Genomic DNA, 24,492 nt, shown 5'->3' on the forward strand with positions numbered 1-24,492 from the left:
AATCCAATCGTTTGTATACAAAGATAAAAGCAGAGTTATGAATAATCTTCGAATCTTATTATACGTGGTTGTCCTTTCACTGGCTGCATGCCATCCGGAAGGGACTAATGTAAAACAGGGATTAGACAAAGCCGCACAGCTAATGGGGCAGGACCCGGATACAGCATCTATTATTCTCGAAAATATCCAGATCAACCAGATGAACGAAGCACAGCTGGCAGAATATAATCTGTTGTGTACCCAGCTGAATGAAGATAAAAATATCGCCCATACGTCTGATAAGCAAATCCGTCAGGCAGTTTCATACTTTGACCAACACGGCAATGAACTTCAGAAATCAAAGGCTTATTTTTATCTGGCATGCGTAGAGAGTGATCTTGACCAGAAAAAGGAAGCGGAGACCCACTTCAAGGAAGCAATAAAGCTTGCTGCTCTTACAGAGAAGTACGATTATGTAGCCAAGGTGTGCAGACGTTGCAGCCTTTATTATCAGAAATATGGTCATTTCGACGAAGCATTGGAAATGGAAAGAAAAGCCTATGCCAGCCAGCTAATGCTGAACGATCAGACAGGCGATACGAAGATTATTCTTTCTTCTGCATTGGGAGTCTTTGGTGTGATGTCCTTGTTACTCGGGCTGCTCTGGAAGAAGAATAAGTTTGTATATTCTCAACTGACTACTTTTAAAGATGAAATGTTGCGAAAAGAGGCAGAGTCGGATAAACTGATGTTGCAATGTAACTATCTGGAAGAAAAATATCAGTCGCTTCAACAGCATATTTATGAAAGTTCTCCGGTAGTATCGAAAGTCCGGCAAATAAAAGAACGGTCTGTTTCCCCTTCCAAGGTTGTTTCTTTTTCAGAGAAAGACTGGAGTGAATTATTAAGACTACAGGAAGGAGTATATGGACTTGTTTCCAAATTGAAAGAGATAAGTCCTAAACTTACAGAAGAAGATTTGAGAGTATGTGCTTTCCTGCGCGAAGGTATCCAGCCTGCTTGCTTTGCAGATCTAATGAAACTGACTGTAGAAACTCTTACCCGAAGAATATCCAGAATAAAAACGGAGAAACTTATGCTTGTAAGTTCCAAAGAATCACTGGAAGACTACATCAAATCATTGTAGTCCGCATTTGTCCGGAATTACCTGACAAAAAGCTTTGCTTTTCAACACCTTATAGAAATGGGATGTCCGTATCCGTCCGGCTAAAAATGCCTGTTTTATATCACTGTTCTATAACTTTGCAAACAAAAAAGTTACAGAACTATGAACTACTTATTATTTAAAAGATGGAATGATTTCAGTGGTTGGCTTGTCTTCCTGATAGCAGCTTTCGTATACGGAATGACAATCGAACCTACTGCCAGTTTTTGGGATTGTCCTGAGTTTATTTCATGCGCCGAAAAGTTACAGGTCGGACATCCGCCTGGTGCACCTTTTTATATGATGGTAGGTAATCTGTTTACACAGTTTGCCTCCGATCCCTCCCAGGTCTCACGTACAGTCAACTTTCTGAATGCACTGCTAAGTGCAGGATGTATCCTCTTTCTTTTTTGGAGTATCACTCGCCTGGTCAGATCTCTTCTGAAAGAAGAAAAAGAGAATCTGTCAGTAACCGACGTGATTATCATTCTCGGTTCCGGGTTGGTAGGAGCTTTGGCATATACTTTTAGTGATACTTTCTGGTTCAGCGCAGTAGAGGGAGAAGTATATGCTTTCTCTTCTTTTCTTACTGCCTTGGTTTTTTGGATGATTCTGCGCTGGCAGGATGAGTCGGACACCGTTTATGGTGACCGATGGATTATTCTGATTGCCTATATAATCGGACTCTCCATCGGAGTACATCTGCTCAATCTGCTTTGCATTCCGGCGATTGTACTGGTTTTCTATTATCAGAAATATCGAACGATTTCGCTTAAAGGAGCAATTGCGGCGATTGCTTTATCCGGTCTGCTTATTGTATTGATACTTTTTGTCTACATTCCCGGAATGGCGGATATTGGAGGATGGTTCGAACTACTCTTTGTCAACGCCTTGGGATTTCCTTTCCAAACAGGACTGATTGTCTTTCTGGCTATCACATTTTTCCTGCTCATAGCTGGTATCTATCGTTTCAAAAAACGATTAATCAATACAGCTTTATGGTGCATACTTATGCTTACCGTAGGTTATACCACCTATGCAGTGATATTGATTCGTGCCAATGCCAATACACCGCTCAATGAAAATGCTCCGGATAATATTTTCGCACTCAAAAGCTATTTGAACCGGGAGCAATACGAAAGCGCCCCTTTACTTTACGGCAAAACGTATGCCTCCGAACCGGAGTATGTGCCCGAAGGAGATTATTACAAGGTAAAAATGAAAACGGGTGGTGCTGTCTACAGACCGAATAGGGAAGAAGGGAAATATAAAGTGATTCGAAATAAAGAGGAAGTATGTTATACTCAAAATATGCTGTTTTCACGAATGTGGAATGATCGCATGGCTTCCTCCTACAAAAGCTGGTCGGGAGGAACGGACGGAGCTCCCACTCAAAAAGAGAATCTTACCTATTTCTTCACTTATCAGCTCAACTATATGTATTGGCGCTATTTTCTCTGGAATTTTGTCGGGCGTCAAAATGATATCCAGGGACATGGCGAACCGGAGCATGGAAACTGGATCACGGGGATTCCTCTGTTAGATAATCTAAGACTTGGTGACCAGCAACTTTTGCCCGAATCTTTGCGTCAGAATAAAGGGCATAACGTATTTTACGCTTTGCCGCTATTATTAGGATTAATCGGGATTTACTGGCAGTGGATGCGGGGAAAGAAGGGAATGCAGCAGTTTAGCGTCGTGTTTTTCCTTTTCTTCATGACAGGTCTGGCTATTGTGCTATATTTGAACCAGACTCCCGGTCAGCCCCGTGAACGGGATTATGCATACGCAGGTTCATTCTATGCTTTTGCTATTTGGATAGGAATGGGAGCTGCCGGATTGTGTGACGCACTTCGAAAAAAGAAGTCATCAGTACTTCATGTCGGCCTGTTAATGTTTCTCTGCCTGCTGATTCCGGTTCAGATGGCTAGTCAGACATGGGATGATCATGACCGGAGTAACCGTTTCACCTGCCGTGATTTTGGAGCCAATTATCTGATGACACTCCCCGACAAAGGAAATCCTATCATTTTCAGTAATGGAGATAATGATACTTTTCCCTTGTGGTATAATCAAGACACGGAAGGAGTACGCAGGGATGCCCGCATCTGCAATTTGAGTTATGCGCAAACAGATTGGTATATTTATCAGCAGCAATGCCCGTTGTATGATGCACCCGGATTACCCATTACCTGGAGTAAAGACCAATATCAGGAAGGAAAAAACGAATATGTAGCCATCCGACCGGAACTGAAAAAACAGATAGAAGAGCTTTATCAGAAACATCCGGAAGAAGCCCGTGATAGTTTCGGCAATGATCCGTTTGAGGTAAAAAACATCTTGAAGTACTGGGCATTATCGGAGAAACAGGACTTCCACGTAATCCCTACCGATACGATCAGTATCAGCATTGATAAAGATGCAGTACTCCGATCAGGCATTATGCTTCCCGACTCCATCCGTCATCTGAAAGGTGAAGATCTGAAAAATGCGATACCGGATAAGATCTATATTTCTCTGAAAGATATGCGTATTCTAACCAAGGTAGATATGCTGATGCTGGAAATGCTTGCCAACTGCAATTGGGAACGCCCATTGTACATGGCAATATCCGTCGGTGAGGTCAGCAAGCTGAAGTTTGATCATTATTTCGTTCAGGAAGGATTAGCTTTCCGTTTCACGCCTTTTGATTATAAAAAATGGGGAAATGTCAAAGGAGATAATAACTATGCGATAGATGTAGAGAGATTGTATGAAAATGTAATGAACAGATATAAGTATGGCGGACTGGACACTCCCGGACTCTATCTGGATGAAACCACCCTGCGAACCTGCTATTATCATCGAAGGCTTTTCGCCCAACTGGCAAAGGAACTGATCAGGCAGGGCGACAATACCCGAGCCAGAAAGGTACTTGCCTATGCAGAACAAGCTGTTCCGGCGTACAATGTCCCCGAGATCTATGAAAGCGGGTCATTCGACATAGCCAAAGCCTATGCTGCCCTAGGAGAAAAGACGAAAGCAATGCCTCTGTTAAAGTACCTGACAGCCGAATCGGAAGATTACATCAACTGGGCATTCTCATTAGGAGACAACAGGATCAATATGGTTCAGAGAGATTGCCTGTATAAGTTCTGGCAATGGAATCAGTATAATGAACTTGTAAAAGAGATTGATGAAGAGGAATACAGGCTAAGTAATCAGCGCTTTGAGGAGAAATATGCTTTATTCTCTCAAATCGTGGGACTTAGAAACTAAAATCCGGAAATATAAACTTGAAAACAATAAAACTATCAGAAGTATGAGAAATGCATTGAGTAAAATAAATTATATTATTCTATCGATTGGTTCGATATTGATTATTACAGGATATGTATTAATGAGCGGCGAGGGGAGTACCCCTGCCGCATATAATCCTGATATCTTCAGCAGACTTCGTATATGTTTTGCACCCATTATTTGTTTACTCGGTTATTTGCTGAATGTGGTTGGCATTATTTATATTACAAAAAAGAATAATTAGCAGGGATACATCTTAAATATTTTCAAAAGAATGCGTTTTTAAGCCAAATAATTACTTCTTTTGTCCTCACTAATAAAAATGAAAGTCGGACAACATGAGTAATAACATTGACATAAAAACGCTTGAAGCCTTCCAGGATGGAAATCACAAGGCTTTTGAAACAGTTTTTATAGCCTATTACAATAAAACAAAGACTTTCATCGACGGATATATAAAATCGGAATCGGATGCCGAAGAATTGACAGAAGACCTTTTTGTCAACCTTTGGATCAATCATGATTCAATTGATGCATCCAAGTCTTTTAGTTCTTATCTGCATACAATTGCCCGTAATTCGGCCATAAATTTCTTGAAACATAAGTATGTACATGACACTTATCTAAATAGTAGTCAGGAGATCGAATATAGTTCTACCTCCGAAGAAGATCTTATTGCTAAAGAGTTAGGCTTATTAATAGATGACATTGTCGGAAAAATGCCGGAACAGCGGAAAATGATCTATACATTAAGCCGTCAGGAAGGGTTGAGCAATGCTGAGATAGCAATACAGCTCAACACCACTAAAAGAAATGTCGAAAGTCAGTTAAGCCTCGCATTAAAGGAGATACGGAAAGCTATCTCGTGCTTTTTATTATCTTTTTTATAAAAACATCCACTTTTTCATTGAGCTTTTTGCCATCAGACTGTATATATAGTAAATACAGCAAAAATGGAAAAGAGTAATATTATCACCAGAATCATCAAAAAGTTCCTTTCCGGACGTTTTTCTGTTGAAACGGAGGAAAAGGTACAGCGATGGATTATGAAGGAAGAAAACGCGGAGGAGAAAGAAAAAGCCTCATTAGAGTATTGGAACGAACTGGATACGGAAGCCGATTCAAAAACATACAGTGCTTTAGAGCGGGTCAATTTAAGAACCGGATACAACAAAGAACATCTTGAAAATATTGTTTTATATCATAAGTTTGTCCGCATTGTAGCCGTCGTTATTCCCATATGCTTATTGGCAGGAGGATTGCTTTATTATATCCCTTCCGAAAACGAGCAGATAGAAATATCCACAGCCTATGGCGAACAAAAGCGCTTGGTTCTGCCGGATAGTTCCGAAGTATGGCTGAACGCTGGAAGTACAATTACCTATCCGAAAACTTTTACCAAAGAGAATCGTGTCGTAACCCTTGATGGTGAAGCCTATTTCTCAGTCAGAAAAGATGATGCAAAACCTTTCATAGTAGAAACATCGCAACTATCCGTCAAGGTACTTGGAACGAAGTTCAATGTAAAGGCATATGCTAATGATGCGAATATTACCACAACGTTGACTAGTGGAAAAGTGGAAGTGAGTACGCAATCCCGTCCTCCTCAAACTCTCAAGCCCAACGAACAACTCACCTATGATAAATCGACATCAGATATTGAGATATCGACAGTAGACACTGTTGACACGAACAGTTGGGTAAAAGGGAAAATAATCTTCACCAATGCTACTGCCGAAGAAATATTCAGAACGCTGGAACGACGTTATGATACTGTTATCGATCATTCTACCGATTTTTCTGCCTCTAGACGGTACACTGTCAAATTCCTGAAAGATGAGAATCTGGATGAAATGCTGAATATATTAGGAGATATAATCGGCTTTAGCTATCGGCAGAGTGGAAACAAAATAATAATAACCAAATAAAAAAAATAGCCTATGAACAAAAAGAACCGGGAAGCAGCTTGAGACCCTCTTCCCAGTTCTGAAATGTCTATCCTCATTTAAACCGCGAAGTAAAAACGAAGTATCAACGTACAAATATAAAATAATGAATCGAATTAATGCGAATAAAAAGCCAGATAAGATGATCATTCTTTTGTTTTTTTCTATTCTGTCATTGACGGCAATTTCCCAAAATGCAGAAAAGAAAATTACAATTCAAAATAAAAATATCTCTTTAAAAGAAGCCTTTGAGCAAATAGAACTACAAACAGACTATAGCATAGCTTACGAACAGTCAAACCTGAACCTGAAAAAGAGGCAAGTATTGTCGCTAAAGTCCGCAAGCATTGAGAAGGCACTAACACAAATATTGAAAGGTACCGGATACATATACAAAATAAAGAGATATCATATTATTATCTCTCTGCCGACACCAAAAACAGAAACAATCGGCGAAAAGACACAAAAACTAACGCAAACCATAAGAGGAATTGTAGTTGATTCCAAAACTAATGCTCCAATAGAGTATGCCTCTGTCTATGTCTTAGAGGAACCTTCCTTGAATAGCTCCACAGATAGTCTGGGAAACTTCAGAATCAGCAATGTTCCTATTGGACGCTACAATATTCAAGCGTCTTTTACGGGATATCACATAAGCATAATCAGTGAGGTATCCGTAACTTCATCCAAAGAAGTATATGTAGAAATTCCGATGGACGAGAATATCCAATATCTGGCAGAAGTCCTCGTGAAGCCGGAAATAAAGAAAAACCGGACGATCAATCCTATGGCTATCACAGGCGGCCGTATGATCAGCATGGAAGAAGCCGGCAGATTTGCCAACGGCTTCGATGACCCTGCACGATTAAGCGCCGCTTTCGCAGGAGTAGCGGGAGACATCGGCACCAATGCCATAGCCATTCGCGGAAACTCCCCGCAATTCACGCAATGGAGGCTGGAAGGAATTGAGATACCCAATCCGACTCATTTTGCCGATTTGTCGGGATTGGGCGGAGGTTTCCTGTCAGCTCTGAGTACACAGGTGATCGGAAATTCGGATTTTTACAACGGAGCTTTTCCCGCAGAATATAACAATGTATTATCGGGTGTTTTCGATATGCACCTGCGCAATGGAAATAATCAAAAGTACGAACACGCTTTTCAAGTCGGACTAATGGGTATCGATCTGTCATCAGAGGGCCCAATCAGTAAAAAGCGAGGAAGTTCTTATCTCGTTAACTATCGTTTTTCGACTACATCACTGGCTACCGGCAATGACCTGAATCTTAAATATCAGGATTTAGCATTCAAGCTAAACTTTCCGACCTCCAAAGTCGGCACCTTTTCTATTTGGGGATTAGGATTGATTGACAGAAACAAAGCTCCAATAGAAGAGCGTTCCAAATGGGAAACTCTGGGAGACCGACAAGCGGGAGAAAACAGACTCGAAAAAATGGTGGGAGGACTTGCACACAAGTATGTGATGAATGAAAACACGTATATCCGCTCTTCCCTGTCTACTACTTATTCCAAAGATCATACAGTGGTAGATCAACTAGCAGATGACAAACTTATCAGAGTAGGAGATATCCGGAACAGCAGGTGGGACTTCGTTTTTAATTCTTATCTGAATACGAAGTTCAGTCCGAGACATACTAACAGAACGGGGGTTACGATTACAAACCTTCACTATGATCTTGATTATCAGGTCAGCCGTTATTTCGGATTAAACAGACCTATGGAACAGATTTCAAAAGGTGATGGTGAAAGCACAGTCTTTTCGGCCTATAGCAGTTCGGTTATCAATCTGAATAATAACTGGGACACTAGCTTAGGAGTAACAGCCCAATATTTTACTTTGAACAATAACTTATCCATCGAACCGCGGGTTGCCCTAAAATGGAAAATAAATCCGAAACATTCTTTGGCGTTGGCCTATGGATTACATAGTCGCAGGGAAAAGCTGGATTATTATTTTGTAGAAAAGGTCGTCAACGGCAAGAACCAGTCAAATCGATATCTGGATTTTTCCCGGGCACATCATGTCGGGATGACATACGACTGGAATATCAATCAAAACCTGCATTTAAAGATAGAGCCTTATTTCCAATATTTATTTCGTATACCGGTTGAAAAGAACTCCTCCTTCTCGGTCATTAACCATGAGGAATTTTATTTGGACAGAATCTTGACCAACACCGGTCAAGGCAGAAATTATGGAATAGACATCACGCTGGAACAATATATGAAAAATGGCTTCTACTATATGATTACAGGTTCTTTGTTTAAATCGAAATATAGGGGAGGAGATAACGTTTGGCGTAATACAAGACTGGATAAGAACTATCTGCTGAACTTACTTGCCGGAAAAGAATGGATGGTCGGCAAACTTAAACAAAACGTACTGAGTCTCAACGGACGTTTATTCTTTCAGGGAGGGGAACGCTACACCCCCGTAAACGAAGAAAGAAGTCAGACAGAGCATGACATCGTTTTTGATGAAACGAAAGCATACAGCAAAAGATTCAATCCTTCCATAAACGGTGATGTTTCTGTCAGCTTCCGGATAAATAAGAAAAGAGTATCTCATGAGTTCTCATTGAAGATTCTGAATGTAGGTATGCGCACCGGAATGCACTTTTACCAATACAATGAAAAGACCTTTGAAATTGAAGAAAAAGAAGGAACAGGGTTAATTCCCAATATAAGTTATAAGATTTATTTCTAGACAAACTAAAATCCTAAATGTCTTAAAGTAATCATTATGCTCTGTCATTCAGACCTCCCGTTACCAAGGGAAATGTTCTGAATGACAGAAACTCTTATGTACAATGACTTTCGGTAATTATGATATAACAATCCAGAATTAAAAAAAATCCTAATCAGTAATATTGGTATAACTTTCTGTAATTTATATACTGCAAAAATCAATCACTCTGCTTAAATTTGCATCGGTTAAAAAGCATAAGATTCGATTCTGATGAAATTGAAAATAATTAAGATATAACTACTATAAATTGAAAATCTAATAAATTTATGTTGCGTACTATCAGACTTACAGCCGCAATCGTGTGTTTCACACTTATTACTCTGCTGTTCCTTGATTTCACAGGGACATTGCACACATGGTTCGGATGGCTGGCGAAAATTCAGTTTCTGCCGGCAGTATTAGCCTTGAACATAGGTGTCGTGCTATTCCTTATTGTGCTCACATTACTATTCGGGCGTATTTATTGTTCGGTCATTTGCCCGTTAGGAGTATTTCAGGATGCTGTTTCATGGTTCTCCGGCAAACAGAAAAAGAACCGCTTCCGTTATTCTCCGGCTTTAAAATGGCTGAGATATGGTGTATTGGCTGTATTCATCCTTGCCTTGGTTGCCGGACTGAATGCTTTTGTCGTTCTACTGGCACCTTACAGTGCATACGGCCGGATGGTTTCCAGTCTGCTGGCTCCGGTATGGCAATGGGGAAATAATCTCTTGGCATATTTTGCCGAACGGGCAGAAAGCTATGCTTTCTATGAAGTGGATGTCTGGATGAAAAGTCTTTCAACACTGATCATTGCTGTGATTACCCTTATTGTGCTTTTTGTTTTGGCATGGCGTAACGGACGTACTTATTGCAATACCATTTGTCCTGTTGGCACCGTATTGGGATTCATATCACGATACTCCATCTTCAAGCCTGTGATCGATACTTCCAAATGTAATAGCTGCGGATTGTGCGCACGTAATTGTAAAGCATCCTGTATTAATGCCAAAGCCCATGAAATTGATTATAGCCGTTGTGTCGCTTGTATGGATTGCCTGGGAAAATGTAAGCAAGGAGCTATTAAATATACCAGACGTATTCAAAAGAAAGAAGGGGGTAATACGGAAACGGTTAAAATAAAATCCGTGACCTCGGAACAGATTGACAATGCCCGTCGTAGTTTTCTTTCGGCATCGACTATTTTCGCTACTTCTACCATACTGAAAGCACAGGAGAAAAAGGTAGACGGAGGATTGGCAGCCATTGAAGACAAGAAGATTCCCAACCGGGAGAATCCGATTTATCCTCCCGGATCATTAAATGCACGCAACTTTGCCCAACATTGTACTGCCTGTCAGCTATGTGTCTCTGTTTGTCCTACTCAGGTATTACGTCCATCCGGTAATCTCGCAACTCTCATGCAGCCGGAAATGTCCTACGAGCGTGGTTATTGCCGTCCGGAGTGTGCCAAATGTGCGGAAGTATGCCCTACAGATGCCATTCATCTGACCAGCCTGGCAGAGAAATCCGCTATCCAAATCGGGCATGCTGTATGGATCAAGGAGAACTGCGTACCGCTGACTGATGGAATGGAATGCGGCAACTGTGCCCGCCATTGTCCGGCAGCCGCTATTCAGATGGTAGCTTCCGATCCCGAAATAGCGGACTCACCGAAGATTCCGGCAATCAATGTCGAACGGTGTATTGGTTGCGGTGCTTGCGAGAATCTTTGTCCATCCCGTCCTTTCAGTGCCATTTACGTGACCGGACATCAGATGCACAGAATTGTATGATTTAAATCAGAACAAGATTATGGAAGAAAAAAATAAGAAAGACATAAACAGAAGAGATTTTATCAAAATCGTAGGTATCAGTGCGGCTACATCGACAGCAATACTATACGGATGCTCGTCAAAAGGCACTTCTTCATCAAGCAGTGCATCGGCAGAAGGGGAAATTCCTACCGATAAAATGACTTACCGCACGTCTCCAACAACAGGCGACCGCGTGTCACTTTTAGGATACGGCTGTATGCGCTGGCCTCTCAAACCGGCTCCCGACGGTAAGGGTGAAGTGATCGATCAGGATGCAGTGAACGGATTAATCGATTACGCCATCGCTCATGGAGTAAACTATTTCGATACATCTCCGGCCTACGTACAAGGTTTTTCTGAGAAATCCACAGGAATTGCGCTAAGCCGTTATCCACGTGATAAATACTTCATTGCTACCAAACTATCCAACTTCTCTCCGGATACATGGTCACGCGAAGCTTCCCTCAAAATGTATCATAAATCTTTTGCAGACCTTCAGGTGGACTATATCGATTATATGCTGCTTCATGGCATCGGTATGGGTGGAATGGACGCCCTTAAAGGACGATATCTGGATAATGGAATGCTTGACTTTTTGATAAAAGAACGTGAAGCAGGTCGCATCCGCAATCTCGGATTCTCCTATCATGGCGACATCGAAGTATATGATTATCTGCTTTCCCGACACGATGAGATAAAGTGGGATTTCGTACAAATACAGCTTAACTATGTGGACTGGAAGCATGCGAAAGAGACAAATGCCCGGAATACCGATGCCGAATATCTGTATGGTGAGCTACATAAAAGGGGGATTCCATCCATTATCATGGAACCGCTTTTGGGAGGTCGCTTGTCTAAACTGAATGACAATCTGGTGGCACGCCTCAAACAACGCTGTCCGGAAAGTAGCGTAGCTTCATGGGCTTTCCGCTTTGCCGGAACGTTCCCCGATATATTGACTGTATTAAGCGGTATGACATATATGGAACATTTGCAGGATAACCTGCGTACTTATTCTCCATTGGAACCGCTGACTGACGAAGAAATGGATTTTCTGGAAGACACGGCACAGTTAATGCTGAAGTATCCTACCATCCCTTGCAATGACTGCAAATATTGTATGCCATGTCCGTATGGTCTGGATATTCCGGCTGTCTTATTACATTATAACCGTTGTGTCAATGAAGGCAATGTTCCTAAAAACGGACAGGATGAGAATTATGTCAAAGCCCGCCGGGCATTTCTTGTAGGATATGACCGCAGTGTACCTAAGCTCCGTCAGGCTAGTCATTGCATCGGATGTAATCAATGCGTACCTCACTGTCCTCAAAACATAGATATACCCAAAGAACTGCACCGGATAGACTAATTTGTAGAACAACTGAAACAAGGAACCTTATAATGGAAGAATTAATCAACTTATTACACTCGGGAGGATATTCCTGTGTGATTGCCAATGGAGACAACATACGCACCTTTACTCAACGTGGCGTAGCGGATTTATATGATTTGCTGACACAGGAACCGGATTTCCTGAAAGGAGCTTCGATAGCCGACAAAGTAGTAGGGAAGGGGGCTGCCGCCCTCATGATTTTGGGAGGTATCCGGGAACTTCATACAGACATCATCAGTTCGAAAGCGTTGGATTTATTACGAAGCTCGGATATAAAAGTCCATTTCGTACAAGAAGTACCTTTTATATGGAATCGTGATCACACAGGCTGGTGTCCGGTAGAAACGATGTGTAGCGAAGAAGAATCAGCAGAAGCCATATTGCCGCTGATTCGTGATTTCCTCGAAAAAATAAGAAGTGGTAAAAAGTTGCAGGAGAAATAAAAGCGCGAAACAGAATATGAAAACAAATACAGTTTGTTTGTTTTTGTTCGGCAGCCTGCTTTCCATTTCAGGAATGGCACAACCCGGAAAAGACAGCACACAAGTCAAAAGAAACTATACTATTGACGAAGTCGTAGTTACCGGAACACGGAACGAGACGGATATTCGTCACCTTCCCATGACTATTTCAGTAGTAGGAAGGCAACAAATAGAGAAAAGATATGAACCTTCACTTTTGCCGCTATTGACGGAACAGGTTCCCGGATTCTTTACTACCAGCCGTGGTATCATGGGATATGGTGTGTCCACAGGTGCGGCAGGTGGCATGAGTCTGCGTGGTATCGGAGGCAGCCCGACAGCAGGTTTATTGGTTTTGATCGATGGACATCCGCAATATATGGGATTGATGGGACATCCGATTGCGGATGCATATCAGTCTATGTTGACAGAGAAAGTGGAAGTCTTGCGCGGCCCTGCCTCTGTACTCTATGGCTCGAATGCAATGGGCGGAGTAATCAATATAGTCACCCGCAAACAGCAAGATGAGGGAGTAAGAACGAATATGCAGGTAGGGTATGGCTCATACAACACTTTGCAGACGGAATTTTCCAACCGTGTAAAGAAAGGACGTTTCAGCAGTATCGTTACCGGTTCTTACAATCGTACGGACGGACACCGCCCCGATATGGAGTTTGAACAATATGGAGGATACGCAAAATTAGGATATGATTTCAGCTCTTCCTGGAAATTCTGGGGAGATGTAAATGTAACCCATTTCAATGCTTCCAATCCGGGAACGATACAAGTTCCACTTATCGACAATGATTCGCGTATTACACGTGGTATGACCTCGCTTGCCTTGGAAAACCATTATGAGAAGACATCAGGAGCTTTGAGCTTTTTCTATAATTGGGGACGGCATAAAATCAATGACGGATATAAAACAGGAGAACAGCCGCAAACATCACACTTTAATTCTAAAGACAAGATGTTCGGCATTTCCTGGTATCAGAGCGCTACGTTCTTCACAGGCAATCGTTTGACGATAGGATTTGACTATCAGCACTTCGGAGGCAAATCATGGAACAAAGTCTTGGCTACCGGAGAGCGGAAACTGGGAGTAGACAAGCAAATGGATGAATTTGCAGGATATGTCGATTTCCGCCAAGATATAAATAGCTGGTTGTCATTGGATGCGGGTGTTCGTGTAGATCATCACTCTCATGTAGGTACTGAATGGATTCCACAGGGAGGACTGGCTTTTCATCTTCCCAAAAGCGCAGAACTCAAAGCGATGATGAGCAAAGGATATCGCAACCCTACCATTCGGGAGATGTATATGTTTGCTCCTGCCAATCCGGAACTGAACCCGGAGAAACTGGTCAGTTATGAACTTTCCTATTCTCAACGATTATTGGAAGGAGCCTTATATTACGGACTGAACCTGTATTATATTAACGGTGACAATATTATTATGAGCAATGGCTTGATACCTCCGCTGAACGTCAATTCCGGAGAAATAGAAAACTGGGGAATTGAAGCGAATATCGGTTATCGGTTTAATTCTCATTGGAATGTGAATGCCAACTATAGTTGGTTGCACATGGAAAACCCGGTTCTCGCCGCTCCTGAACACAAATTGTATGTCGGAGCAGACTATACCGCAGGTCGCTGGACTGTATCAACAGGAATTCAATATATTAAAGGACTTTACACTTCTGTAATCGTTAATAATAAAGGCACCAAGCAACAGGATAGTTTTGTTTTATGGAATCTGCGAGGAAGTTATCGTATTTGTAATTTTGCCAACATCTTTGTGAAAGGTGAAAACCTGTTGGCACAACGTTACGAAATAAATATAGGGTATCCCATGCCCAAGGCAACATTTATGGGTGGTATTAATTTGAATTTCTAAAAGAATAAAGATATGGAAACAACAGTAAAACTCTATTCACTGAATTACAGTAATGTGAAGACCTATTTAGCAACCTCGTTATTCATCGTTGGCAATATCCTTTTTCCCAGACTCTTTCATCTCATTCCACTAGGTGGATTAACCTGGCTGCCTATTTATTTCTTCACTCTGATCGGTGCTTACAAATATGGCTGGAAGGTCGGTTTGCTAACTGCTATCCTGTCTCCAGTCATAAATTCTTTGCTCTTTGGTATACCAGTGCCCGCAGTATTGCCTGCCATTCTATTGAAATCCGTATTATTAGCTATCGCCGCCGGATGGGCTGCGCAACGCTTCGGACGCATTTCTATCCCTGTATTAGCAGGAGTAGTCTTGTTTTATCAGATCATCGGCACATTGGGAGAGTGGATGTATATAGGAAATTTCTACAAAGCTGTTCAGGATTTCCGTATTGGGATTCCAGGAATGTGCCTGCAAGTATTAGGAGGTTATTTGTTTATTAAATACTTGATACGCAAATAATATTCCTATTTATTGAATAGATAAGAGGTAGCTTCTTCTACAAGGGAAAAGCTACCTCTTATCTATACTTATTTTATTTATCCGAATCGTCCTGAGAGGTATCATCTTCAATAATAGCGGAAGAAGTACCATATTCCTTAGCATACTGGCTTGGACTCATTTTATATTCTTTCTTGAATACTTGTCGGAAATATTTGGACTCTGAAAATCCACATAGTTCTGAAACTTCAGTAATATTATGCTTGCCTTCTTTTAGCAACTGTACAGCACGTTTCAAACGGACTGATTTTATAAGCTCTTGGGGAGAGAGATCTGTCAGTGCTTTCAGTTTACAATAAAAACTGGTGCGACTCATACCATGCAAATCATTGAGCACTTCAACGGAAAAAGCGGCATTATCAATATTATCCTCAATACTCTTCTTCACATCCGATATAAATTTCCAATCAAGGCTATTCATTCCATTCGCCAATGGTGTCATGACTTTGGTATCTTCTATTTCCAGATTGGCATATCTGCTACGCAACAGTGCACGGTTTGCCAATAAATTAGCAACACTTGCTTTCAGAATTCTTACGCTGAATGGTTTTACAATATATTCATCAGCGCCAATATGAAGCCCATCCAATATATTCTGCTCTTCTCCTAAAGCAGTGAGTAACAATACCGGAATATGAGATGTTTCTATATCATTTTTAATGGCAATACACAGTTCATCACCCCGCATTTCCGGCATCATAATGTCGGAAAGAATAAGCTCTGGCCAAAATTCTTTTGCAATGATCAATGCTTCCTTACCATTACCGCAAGCCTGCACATTATACATTGGTGATAATGAATTGACCAGATAAGCGCGTAGTTCATCATTATCCTCAACAATAAAAATACGTTGCAGATTCTCATCGTTTGTCTTTACAGCCGCTTCGGATATAATTGGAGCATCCAATACTGCTTCCTGTCTGCCGGGTTTCTCCGGATCTATCAGATTCGAATGACGGAAATGCTTATTACCCTTCGGGAAAACAATAGTGATAGTGGTACCTTGTTGTTCAATGCTCTCTATATTTATCTTACCACTATGAAGACTCACTAATTTTCCAACTAGTTTTAGTCCGATTCCACTACCGGTTATCTTTGCGTTAATAGCATTCGTACCCCGAAAGTGCATCTTAAGTAATTTGTTCTGTTCGTTTGCCGGAATGCCTATTCCCGTATCTTTGACTTCCAGCCTCCAGGATTCTTTAGTCTCAGAAACAAATATGCTGACCATTCCATTTTCAGGTGTATATTTCAACGCGTTGGATACCAGATTCTTTAAGATAGAATCCATCTTATCTTTATCGAACCATACATTCAGATAATTAAAGTCACTTTTGTATGTAAAGTCAATATGCTTGATGTTAGCATACGAACAAAAACTATTATAGATTTCATTCATATACGTATTCAGTTCATATTCGGAAATATGCAATTCAGAAGAATAAACATCAGCCCGCTCGAAATTAATTAAGTTAGTACTCAGCCGTAAAAGGGCATTTACATTTCTCAATGCCGTGTTTATACGCTGCGAACCGATCTCTGTCAATGTTTCCTCTTCAACAAATTCTTCTAAAGGAGCCTTTATCAAAGTAAGAGGAGTACGGATATCATGAGCAGTGTTTATAAAGAAATGTGTCTTTTCATCTGATATCTTTTTCTGCTTTTTCAGAATCATAATCCGGAAAGCAATACCGAATAGAAACGCAATCACAAGTATATAAATGAATATAGCCCATCCGCTAAACCATACAGGCTGCGCTATTATTATTTCGACCTGCCGTTCTTCGAAAACAATACTAGGCTCTTCTTTAGATATAGCACGCACATAAAGTTTATAGTTGCCAGGGCTTAAATTGGTGAAACGAATCAGACTATTACTGTTCAATTGCACCCATTCATTATATGAAGAACCTTCCAGTCTCCAATAATATACAGAATGGGAAGGAAAATCATAATTGATAGAAGAAACCCGGAATGAAAAGGTATTCTGACCGTATTTCAGCTTCAATACATCTGTTTTATCAATATCTTTCTCCAGAGGAGAGTCCTTATCCCCCGGATAAATAGGCTGATAAGAAATATGAAAATCGCTGAATATCATTTTTGAGTATTCATAATCCGGTAACTTGATGCCTGCGGGAAATTCAACAGCACCATCAACGCTTCCGAAAACAAAACTTTTATTTTTGCGTAAAACGCCGGAAGTAGCGTTGAAACAGGCCGACATCATTCCTTGCTCTCGGCTCCAGTTGTGGAATGATCTTTTCTCCGTAGAAAAGCTGGTGATTCCGCTTTCCGTACTCATCATTATCTGTCCATCCATTTCCGGAAGAATAGTATAGATATTATTGGAAACAAGTGCCGAATTATCGGCATAATAGTGTTCGAAACTCCTATTTTTAGGATTATATATAAGTACTCCCGAACCATTTGTACCGATGTACAGTGATCCATCATTTGCCTGATAAAGCGTATTGATATAAGTCGACTCCACAGGCATTAAAATATACTGATACTCACCAGAGTTTCGATCAAGCAGAAATAGTCCTGTGGCAGTTCCCACCCACATAGAATTGATATCCTTTTCCTCAATAGCTGTAACAGTATTTACTCCAGGATACAGACGGACAGTATTCTTTCTCGGATCAATACACTTTAGATTGTAATATCCTCCCGACCATATATACCCTTTTGAATCTTTAATCATATCCCGTATATATTTATCTGGTCGTATGTTGACAGAACTAAGCAGGAAAGGCGAGAAATACTCTACAGCCAATGTCTTCTTATTAATCTTATAAATGCCCGACGTATATCCTCCTGCCCAGATAATGCCCGGCGAAACTTCACACAAGGTGATGAAAATATGATTTTTGTCTTTCAGTTGCTTATCAAAAGAACTTAAGAAAGAATGCCATTGACCTGTTTTGGAATCATGGAAACTGATCCCATTGCTTGTTCCAAACCATAAGTCACCTTCACTATCTTCAATGACCGCATGAACCTGATCATTGACAATAGACTGTTTATTACCGATAGAATGTTTTATCCAATGATAATTCTTATAACGGGGATCGACTACCGTAATCCCTGCCGGATAATTGGCAAGCCAGATTCGTTTTTCTTTATCAATATAAATATCCGTAATGTTATTTCCATTCATTTCATTATAACTTTCATAGTTTGCTACAATGTATGGAGAAGTTTTACAGGTATTTACATCTATTTTGTGTACTCCCATTCCCTCTGTGGCAACTAAAAGTTCCTTTTCATTCAGCGGTCTGATATGAGTGATACTTACATCACCCAAAGCAGTATCTGGCTTGATAATTTGTTGAGTTGACATATCATAAGCAAAAGTACCATCACTGAAAGTACCAATAAAGAGCCTTTGAAGTTGTCGGTGATAATAAAGCCCGTTTATTTGCGTATAGACATTATCAAGCGTTTCAAAAGGAATAATATGCAAAGCTCCTTTATTTAACTGAGTATACCGGACCCCCATTTCTGTTGCCACAAAGAAATGAGTATCATCCGCCTGTTCTACTACTGTGATATTCTCATCCAATACATTAGGAAACTGTAAAGTCTGTGCTGTTTCCGTATTATACAACAAGATAGAATCATTGCTGCACAACCAAATATTACTGTTACGATCCAAATAACCGTAGCTGATAACATCAGTGGCTTCCGGCAATTTGTAAATCATCTTAAAACGGTCATATTTCTCTTCATACTGAAAGATACGTCCTTTTCTTCCAATCACCCATATTCCCCCTTTTTTATCTGCATACAGCCATCCGAGATCTATGTCCGAATTTAGCTCCCTGTTTGCTTCAATTAATTTATAGTGTTTTATATCCTGACCGTTGTATCGGTCCATACCTTCGTTGGTGAGAAACCACATATATCCCTGACGATCTTTCTGAATATTGTATATTCTCCGGTTACTTAAACCATCCTCTACTCCAATATATTTGTATGTTTGTCCATATGCCATCAACGGCAACAAAAATAAAAATAGTATAATATTCCTCATATAGATGTTTACATTTAAAGTAGTACTATAGCCTATCTCCAAATAATAGTTAACAAAATAAATAAAAAAGGACGAGATAATCAAGTAAAATGTTCAACAAAAAACATTTTATTTCCATAGTTAATTATTCGTTGGCTGAAATATTATAGTTTTGAGTAATTATTGTTTAAAATCTGCAACTAAAAGTATATCTGTCAACTGAGTTTTCGTTTATAAACCCATATACTTAATGCAAAATAAACAATCACCTGAATCCATAAAGTAATGTATTCAAGTTGGATATCAGCCATACTTGCCCCCATTGAGTTCAACTTCACAAAGGCAAGTGTAGCAGGTGCTGCCGGAAAAATATAATGAGCAGCTTTCCAATACCAAGGCATTAGCTCCATCGGATAGGAAACACCGGAAAGAAAAATCAGTCCTACCGAGAAAAATGCAATCATAAGCAATGGTGCTTCCGAATCAGTGAAATATCGGGAGGCTGCCAGCCCCAGAAAAGAAGTCGCCAGCAAGTAGGGGATCATCATCAATACAATATACAATCCGTTTCCAATATTGGGAATACTAAAGAAATGAGGAAGCAACCCTAATAGAAAGAATGAAAAAACAGCATACAAACTACAGTAGACAAACGTTTTCCCTGCTACAATACGTATAGCGACTGCCCAGCTTTTTCCGAAAGGAGTATAGGCAAGGATACCTTTTGTCATATGTTCTTCTCCGGTCAGCATACCTATGACCATCAGTAATGTCTGAAAAATAATAATGACCATAACGGCCGGAATCAGATAAGACCCATATCCTTCCGTATAGTTATAGAGTGCAGTTCCCGCTACATTTACAGGCTTTGCCATAGCTACCGCCAATAATCCCTGAGGAGGCAGAAAGACTGCTCCATCCGGACGATATTTGTCATTGATAGCCAGCATCACACGTGAAGAAGCTCCTTGTAAGGCTTCAAAATAGAGAAAAGCATCGGTAGTGGCATACAGAGAAAACACAGCTTCATCTCCACGAAATACCCGTTCCTCAAAATCATGAGGGAGATATAAAATACCTTGTACTTTTCCAGCTTTCATCCATTCCTTAGCTTCGTGATAATCCATAGCCTGATCATAAATTTCCGCTTGAGGCGTAGCATCCAGCCAGCGGATGAAATTACGGCTCAACTCGCTATGTGAGTTATCGACTACGGCAACCGGGACATCCGTTACAATATTGGGGGCATACATATAATTATAGAGTAATCCGTACACGAAGATTCCACCCATCAGTACCAGTAATACAGCATAGCTGGTACTGATAGCCCAATATTCACGTCGGATGATGAACGATAACTGTTGTAACTTATTTAATTTTTTCATATTTATGACTTTCTATGGCACGTTTCAGATGAGGAAGCAACACAAAAGCCAGCAACGGAAAGATACATAGTATCACAACCGATGGCCAAAGGTAGATAAAACCACTCCCTCCGTAGAGCATATTTTGCATCATTTCTGTAAAATGCCGGACAGGAAAAAGATAGGAGGCATCTCGTACCAAAGGATACATATTGGTCACCGGAAAAGTGACACCGGATAAAGTAGCTCCCAAAGAGCCGACCATGGAAACAATACTTATGATGAGAGAGATAGCCGGAAATAGCGAAAACAGGAATAATCCCAAGGCCTGCGTTGCCACGACAAAAAGCGCTGTCAGCATATTCATCAATAACCAGCTTCCTTGAAAAGGAATATGCAGAATGCCAAACATCACATAATTTGCCAGCCATCCTATCAGAATAAAGATAATAGTGTAGGGGAGTAGTTTTCCCAAAACAGCCGTTACCATATTTCCTTTGGCAACAAACAGCCATTCATCGGCAGTGCGAAATTTAATCTCAATTCCGACTGCATATACAGTAATGAGTAAAATCAATACCTGAAACAAGACGAAGAAAAACGGTTGGCTCAGATAAACCGAATAATCCAGACTTGGATTGTATATAGGGTGATTGCTGGCTTGTACGGGCAACAGGAATGTAGTGATCTTGTCTTGTTCCACTCCGAGAGCGACAGCTTGCATCACAATGGGAGAGAGCGACACAGGAGCCAGCGACGTTTCGAAAGCAGCCATCAATTCGCCGCCTACCGAAAGCAACGCATAATGATAATAATAGGAGAGAGTCGCATTCTTTCCCGAAATAGCATCTTGCTCAAATTTTGGAGGAATGGAGAGATAGCCATAAATTTCCTTCTTCTGTACGGCCTTTCGGGCAGCTTCCTCATTCACAAAATGCCTTGTCACTTTAAATGTTGGCACAGCAGATATATTTCGGGCGATTGCTCGTGAAGAGGCAGTATTGTCCTGATCGACAATACCGATGGGAATGTTTTCCATCTGCCCGTTGCCGAAGATAGTTGCCATGAAGAAAAGGGTAAATAGCGGCAGGATGATACACACACCAAAATAAAGGCATCGTGAAGTCATCCGTCGCCACTCCCTGAGCAGCACGGAACGAAAAGGAGAATATGTTTGTGATGAACTCATTCTATCATTCATTTAATGTCAGTAATACGGACATACCGGGGCGCAGGTCATCAACTTTCTGAGTGGGACGGGCATGAATCTCGAAGGTTCGTAAGTCATAACTTCCGGTCTGCTTCGTTGATTTCCAAGTAGCAAAACTTCCTAACGGACTGATATAATAGATTTTAAACTCAATACCTTTTTTATTAATAGCAGGCACATCCGCAACAAAGGTGCCCTCCATCTTAAATTGTGGCATCAAATCCTCACGTACATTGAGTACTACATGAATATCGTCCATGACAACCAGGTTCATAATAGGAGTTCCCGGCGCAACCAATTCCCCACGTTTAGGAAAGATGGTAGCTATCTGACCGTTTTCAGGTGCTGTCAGCCGGGCGTCGACCAATAGTGCCGAAACTTCTTCCACCGTACTTCTGGCAGCATTCACCATACTGGCGGCAGATTCTTTATCTTCTTTCTGTGCACCGTCTACCGCCATCTGATATTGTTCATAGGCTGCCCGTTCGGCTGCAACAGCAGCTTTATACATAGCTTCCACTTCATCTTTCCGCTGAGAAGTGACAACACTGTCTTTATATAAGGTAAGAATACGGTTATAAGTTGTTTTAGCCAGTGTAAGATCACTTTTTGTTTTGTTCCATAGTTGCAACGCGGTAGCAACAATCTGTCGACGGGTACCGGCATCTATTTTCTTATTCTGCTGTACGGCTACTTGCTCCAATGCATTCACCTGCTGATACTTGGCATGTATTTCGGGGCTGTTGATTACAACGAGAGTATCTCCTTGGCGTACCCAGTCACCTTCCTGAACCAAAAAGGTATCGATACGTCCGGGAAGTTTCCCGCTAATACGGATTTCTGTCGCTTCTGCCTGCCCTTGCAGGACGAGCGGTTGTTTGTGCATCAATATTATTCCCAGAGCAGTAAAAATACCGACTGCCAGCATAATAATGACGAATGCCCAAGAAAGGGTTCTACTAGTTGGTTTCATTGTTTGTTAGGGTTTAGGTTGATAGTTTACAAATTGTTCCGGTGTGCCACAGAGTGAAAGAAGATTCATCAATGCCACATCATATTCATAATATGCTGCCAGACGAGCCACTTTTACATTGGCAAGCATGGTTTCAGCATCAATCACTTCGGTAGAGGTTGCCATCCCTTCAGTAAAGGATTTCTTTCGGATACGTACCAGTTCTTCACTCAGTTCGATGGTCGCATTCAGTGCTTTTACATTATCCTGAGCTTTCTCCAGTTGTGTATAGAGTTTATCCACTCCGACAGCAAGGTCATCGCGTGCTTTCATCTTCCCTAATGCCAGTGTTTGCTGGGTTAGTTTTGATTGCCGGATCTTCTTCTCCCGATCCAGTCCGTCAAAGAGATTCCATGTAAAGCCGATTCCCACCATGGTACGCGGCAGTAAATTGCTTTGAATGCCATGCGAATAGAGGGTCTGTTTTCCAAAAAGGGCTATATTCGGCAAGTATCCACTTTGGGCAATCCGTACTTCCTGTTTGGCGATATGTTCTTGCAGCTGCAGTTGATTAAGCATATAGTTTCCACTGTTGACCGACATATCAAAAAGCATTTTGGGTGGTAACGAATCATTCATGAAAAGGGGAGAAGTAGGAACGATATTCTCATCCGTATCTTTTTTATTCAACAAAACTTTCAAGGCACTCTGCACCACTGTTTCTTCCTTTCGTGCAGCTTCCAATGCCCGTTTTGCTTCATCCATATTCACTTGGGCAAACAGTCGTCCTGCTTTGTCTATCATTCCGGCAGCTTCCAGTTTCAAAGCATTTTCATAATGCTTCTGCAGACCTTTATATGTTTCTTCACGTACCGCTATGACCTGTTGTGCCAACCGCAGACCATAATAACTTTCTGCCAACAGGTTTTGCTGGCTTGCAGCAGTCTGTGCACGATTCTCTCGCGCCAGATCCACCATTGTCCGACCAATATTTGTTGCACGAAATCTTTTTCCTCCGGAAAAGAGCACCCATTCTGCCGACAGATCAACAGTCGTCAAGTTTCTCGGAGTTAGTGGAAAGACAAGAGTATTGGCTCCTATTTTATCCAGAACAGCTGAGATTATCTGGTCATCCGGAATAATTGAATGTACAAAGTCTTTTGCCGGATCAGTAAACTGAGACAATGGCTGCTTCACTTCTATCTTCTCGGACATATGCACAAATGCACCTGTAGACTGCAAGGTAGGATACCAAAAAGCATTGAGCTTATCACGTTCTGCCTTGGCAATCTCTATCCCCTTATCAGCTATCTTCAAGCTCTGATTTCCCTGATTAAGCAGGTGCAACGATTCTTCGAAACTTAACGGTGTCTGTGCATTTGTCTGAATGACGAAAAAACACAAAGCCCATAGTACAAAAAGTATCTTATTTTTTTTCATGCTGGTTAGGTTAAATCTAAAATTGAGACTTTCTAACAGATGAGAGGACGGGTTTGTTCACTTTGGCAAACAGAGAAAGAATCTTAAAAAAATGTTCTATATTTAAGATTACACAAAGAATAGCCCCATACATATTTCATCAAACAGCAGAAATTATGCATAAAAACGCGTAATAATATAAAGAATTTCAATATGTTTTTGCATATATATTATCGGATTATACAGAAAAAGAACGTTATTTGAGCTATTTCCTTTTTAAAG

At 40.9% G+C, this 24,492-nt stretch carries 16 protein-coding genes; 11 read left to right on the forward strand and 5 right to left on the reverse strand.

All coding sequences use genetic code 11. The features are described 5' to 3' along the window. Nucleotides 1–37: 37 nt before the first annotated feature. From DW640_RS07220 to DW640_RS07270, 11 genes are all read left to right on the forward strand, one after another. Nucleotides 38–1,126 carry a hypothetical protein gene (locus tag DW640_RS07220; protein ID WP_011107549.1) on the forward strand — a complete coding sequence of 363 codons (1,089 nt, stop codon included), beginning with the start codon at nucleotides 38–40 and terminating at the stop codon, nucleotides 1,124–1,126. Nucleotides 1,127–1,267: 141 nt separating this feature from the next. Further along, the gene (locus DW640_RS07225; RefSeq protein ID WP_055228819.1) at nucleotides 1,268–4,402 is read left to right on the forward strand and encodes a DUF2723 domain-containing protein; all 3,135 of its coding nucleotides are present in this window, start codon (nucleotides 1,268–1,270) and stop codon (nucleotides 4,400–4,402) included. Between the two features lie 43 nt (nucleotides 4,403–4,445). Continuing rightward, nucleotides 4,446–4,667, forward strand: coding sequence for a DUF3098 domain-containing protein (locus tag DW640_RS07230; RefSeq protein WP_008765758.1), 222 nt, complete (start codon nucleotides 4,446–4,448; stop codon nucleotides 4,665–4,667). A gap of 94 nt (nucleotides 4,668–4,761) precedes the next feature. Beyond that, the gene (locus DW640_RS07235) at nucleotides 4,762–5,313 is read left to right on the forward strand and encodes an RNA polymerase sigma-70 factor (protein ID WP_048693705.1); all 552 of its coding nucleotides are present in this window, start codon (nucleotides 4,762–4,764) and stop codon (nucleotides 5,311–5,313) included. A gap of 63 nt (nucleotides 5,314–5,376) precedes the next feature. After that, on the forward strand, nucleotides 5,377–6,351 hold the full coding sequence (locus tag DW640_RS07240) for a FecR family protein (RefSeq protein WP_008765756.1): 975 nt from the start codon (nucleotides 5,377–5,379) through the stop codon (nucleotides 6,349–6,351). 124 nt (nucleotides 6,352–6,475) lie between these two features. Beyond that, nucleotides 6,476–9,097, forward strand: a complete 2,622-nt coding sequence (locus DW640_RS07245) for a carboxypeptidase regulatory-like domain-containing protein (protein ID WP_199610265.1) — start codon at nucleotides 6,476–6,478, stop codon at nucleotides 9,095–9,097. 308 nt (nucleotides 9,098–9,405) lie between these two features. Then, a complete protein-coding gene (locus DW640_RS07250) occupies nucleotides 9,406–10,914 on the forward strand; it encodes a 4Fe-4S binding protein (protein WP_048693697.1) in 1,509 nt (502 codons plus the stop codon). A 19-nt stretch (nucleotides 10,915–10,933) separates the two neighbouring features. Continuing rightward, the gene (locus tag DW640_RS07255; protein WP_117577771.1) at nucleotides 10,934–12,304 is read left to right on the forward strand and encodes an aldo/keto reductase; all 1,371 of its coding nucleotides are present in this window, start codon (nucleotides 10,934–10,936) and stop codon (nucleotides 12,302–12,304) included. A gap of 32 nt (nucleotides 12,305–12,336) precedes the next feature. Further along, nucleotides 12,337–12,771 carry a DUF1893 domain-containing protein gene (locus DW640_RS07260; protein ID WP_008761597.1) on the forward strand — a complete coding sequence of 145 codons (435 nt, stop codon included), beginning with the start codon at nucleotides 12,337–12,339 and terminating at the stop codon, nucleotides 12,769–12,771. A gap of 16 nt (nucleotides 12,772–12,787) precedes the next feature. Beyond that, nucleotides 12,788–14,686, forward strand: a complete 1,899-nt coding sequence (locus tag DW640_RS07265; RefSeq protein WP_048693694.1) for a TonB-dependent siderophore receptor — start codon at nucleotides 12,788–12,790, stop codon at nucleotides 14,684–14,686. Between the two features lie 12 nt (nucleotides 14,687–14,698). After that, nucleotides 14,699–15,208: an ECF transporter S component gene (locus tag DW640_RS07270; protein ID WP_117577715.1), complete on the forward strand. Its 510-nt coding sequence runs from the start codon at nucleotides 14,699–14,701 to the stop codon at nucleotides 15,206–15,208. Between the two features lie 73 nt (nucleotides 15,209–15,281). Here DW640_RS07270 and DW640_RS07275 read toward each other — a convergent pair whose 3' ends face one another. The 5 genes from DW640_RS07275 to DW640_RS07295 form a co-directional block, all read right to left on the reverse strand. Further along, nucleotides 15,282–19,286: a two-component regulator propeller domain-containing protein gene (locus DW640_RS07275; protein ID WP_117577717.1), complete on the reverse strand. Its 4,005-nt coding sequence runs from the start codon at nucleotides 19,284–19,286 to the stop codon at nucleotides 15,282–15,284. Between the two features lie 194 nt (nucleotides 19,287–19,480). Then, nucleotides 19,481–20,650 carry an ABC transporter permease gene (locus DW640_RS07280; protein WP_008761595.1) on the reverse strand — a complete coding sequence of 390 codons (1,170 nt, stop codon included), beginning with the start codon at nucleotides 20,648–20,650 and terminating at the stop codon, nucleotides 19,481–19,483. Next, nucleotides 20,634–21,818, reverse strand: a complete 1,185-nt coding sequence (locus DW640_RS07285) for an ABC transporter permease (RefSeq protein ID WP_080979789.1) — start codon at nucleotides 21,816–21,818, stop codon at nucleotides 20,634–20,636. Before DW640_RS07285 ends, DW640_RS07280 begins: the two co-directional genes overlap by 17 nt. A 4-nt stretch (nucleotides 21,819–21,822) precedes the next feature. Then, the gene (locus DW640_RS07290; protein ID WP_048693681.1) at nucleotides 21,823–22,812 is read right to left on the reverse strand and encodes an HlyD family secretion protein; all 990 of its coding nucleotides are present in this window, start codon (nucleotides 22,810–22,812) and stop codon (nucleotides 21,823–21,825) included. Between the two features lie 6 nt (nucleotides 22,813–22,818). Next, complete coding sequence (locus DW640_RS07295; RefSeq protein ID WP_008761591.1) at nucleotides 22,819–24,231, reverse strand: TolC family protein; 1,413 nt, start codon at nucleotides 24,229–24,231, stop codon at nucleotides 22,819–22,821. Nucleotides 24,232–24,492: the final 261 nt, after the last annotated feature.

Source organism: Bacteroides sp. AM23-12, from assembly GCF_003434395.1.
Lineage (GTDB): Bacteria > Bacteroidota > Bacteroidia > Bacteroidales > Bacteroidaceae > Bacteroides > Bacteroides thetaiotaomicron.